Below are 2,532 nucleotides of genomic sequence, written 5' to 3' on the forward strand. Positions count from 1 at the left end.
CCTCTGGTCCGCGATCGGACGGTTGATCGATCTCTTCAAGCCCGAAGAGTGCCGAAACTACTTTGCCGCCGCAGGCTATGATGCAACATGATGGGAAAATGCTCTAGAGCGCCATTCGATCAGGTTGCATCGTACCCCGCTGCGTAGAAGTAGTTTCGGCATTCGGCGGGTGGGAAGTGGTCGATGAGGCGGCCGATCGCGGCCCAGAGCCCTTCCACGGTTCGCTCGGCGGCCTTTCTGAGCAGCGCCTTGAGTTTGGCGAAGGCGTTCTCGATTGGATTGAAGTCGGGGCTGTAGGGCGGGAGGTATTTGAGCTCGGCGCCTGCGGCCTCGATCATCTCGCGTACGCGTGGCCCCTTGTGGCTCGACAGGTTGTCCATGACGACGATGTCGCCTCGCCTCAGCTCCGGCACGAGGACCTTGGCAACATAGGTCTCGAAGGCGTCGCGGTTAATCGGCCCGTCGAGGACCCAGGGCGCGATGAAACCGCGAAGGGTCAGGGCGCCGACGAAGGTCGTGGTCTTCCAGTGGCCATGGGGAACGCCGATCCGAAGCCGCTCACCGCGCAGGCAGCGACCGTGCCGACGAGCCATGTTCGTAGAGGCCCAGGTCTCATCGATGAAGACGAGGCGCTCCGGATCAAGGTCGAGTTGACTCTCGAACCAAGCCTCGCGGCGCGTCAGGATATCCGGGCGGTTTTGCTCCGTGGCGTGGGCCGTCTTTTTTTGCGCGTGACGGCGTGGCGTTTGAAGAAGCGCTGGATCGCGCCGAAGCCAAACACCAGGCCCTTTTCGTCGCGCAGGATGGTACGCACCTCATCAATCGTACGATCACGCTCCGGGCCCAGAGCCGCGAGGATCGCCTCCTTGTGGGCGTCGACATGATGGGATCTCTGGTCACCGCCCATAGCCTTCGGCCGGGCATCCCCTTGCTCACGCTCCAGGGCACGCCAGCGGCTGATGCTTGCCGCGCTCACGGCAAAACGCTCGCCCGCGGCGCGATGCGACAGCCCGTCGGCGACTGCGGCCAGAACCCTACGACGGAGATCCAACGAAAGCGAAGCTGCCATCCCTGCTGGCCTCCGCCCAGCAAGAAGCTTGAATCACTTCGCAACCGATTTGGGAATCCCTCTCGATTCAATCCGGACGAGTCTGGCTCTAATATACTCCGCCTTTTGCCATATCAAAACTAATATATTATCCAGTGAAAATGCGTATCGTGATTGCTGAGAGGCAATATTACATCCTTAGCCATGCGGCCGTCGTCTAGTTCAATGTCTTTGATCGCATTCCAGAAGCTTGTATTTCCTCCGGATTTGCTAAAGGTCACATAAACTGTCTTGATGTGAGAACCATAATCGGGATCGTTGAGATAGTCGATCATCTTGTCCGCGGTTGCTCCGTTGCGGGCATTGTAGCCATCGAACCAGCCATCAAGATGGCGGCCATTTTCATGGGTTTCATGATCGGGCTTGAATGATCCTGCATTGATATTGCTGAAATCGCCGTAGGTTACGCTTGTGAAATGCTCGGCGAGTTCGACGGTGAAAGGCAGGGCCCAGTCATCCCCACCGCGCCCCTCGTCGCGCTGACCATAACGGTTGCTGTCGGTAAAGCGGGTGAGGATCTGGACAGGGGTTTCATAATCCTTCTGGACCGTCTCACCGTCGGTTGATTGGGCCACCACGCGCAAGGTGAGTTTGCCATTGGCGCTATCGTCAACTTTTTCCGCTTCGGAGACAGGCAGATCAAACAGGTTGTCAGATAAGGTGATCGCCAGGGTCTTGTCGGAGCCGAACTCCTGGCCGATGAGAATGGCGGCGGCATCTGAGTGGAGGCCGGCTTTGGCTACGACCTCACCATCTTGAATTATCTCCAGTTCCAAGGAGCTGAGCTTGGTGGTGGCCTTGCCCTTCAGCGTAATGGTTCCATAAATCGGATTTATTCCGTGAAAATAGGGGTTCGAATCCCCCACACTCAAGAATTTGAGATCGACATCGTCGATGTCCTTGAGTTTCACGCTCTCAATACTGAAGTTCTTTTCCTTTACATAGTCGATCAGTAGCTGCGAATCATAGGATCCGTCACCAATATTGGCAACGCCGGCGATAATCTGAACCGTGTCGCCATTCGGATTGACGGGGAGGGCCAACTCGCGCCAAGCCGTGGCACCATTGGCGTCGAATGCGGCAAGACCCAGATTGTTCATGCTGTTGCTGTCAATTTTGACTTGGCCAGCATGTGATCGCAGGGTCAGGCTGTAATAGTCGTTATATTTTGTTCCAAAATAGCCACCAGGGACTTCGCTTGTCACAAATTTGTAGCGCACTACCACGGTGCTGACGTCGGGCTCAGGAATGAAGGTGCGGGAAATCGATTGCAGACCCTCGCCTGAGGTCGAAAGCCGCAGGATTTTGTCCGGAGGCCCAAGAGCGAGGGCAGCCATGGGGACCCCGCCATCTGATGTAGCGAGGGGATGGGGAGCAGGTCTGACCGCCCCGGTTCCGCGGGGGTCGTCTGGAATGAGGAGGGG

General features: G+C 57.2%; 2 protein-coding genes. Both read right to left on the reverse strand.

The window, feature by feature from the left end; translation table 11 throughout:
- Positions 1–119 precede the first annotated feature (119 nt).
- Positions 120–1,069, reverse strand: a protein-coding gene (locus KAY22_RS27850; protein WP_296626280.1) for an IS630 family transposase whose coding sequence is annotated in 2 segments (ribosomal slippage) — positions 120–731 and positions 734–1,069 — 948 coding nt in all. Because the reading frame shifts where the segments join, the coding sequence is not laid out codon by codon here.
- Between the two features lie 119 nt (positions 1,070–1,188).
- On the reverse strand, positions 1,189–2,532 hold a 1,344-nt coding region (locus KAY22_RS27855), incomplete at its 5' end, for a hypothetical protein (RefSeq protein ID WP_296626281.1).

This window comes from Rhizorhabdus sp., from assembly GCF_018006725.1.
GTDB lineage: Bacteria > Pseudomonadota > Alphaproteobacteria > Sphingomonadales > Sphingomonadaceae > Rhizorhabdus.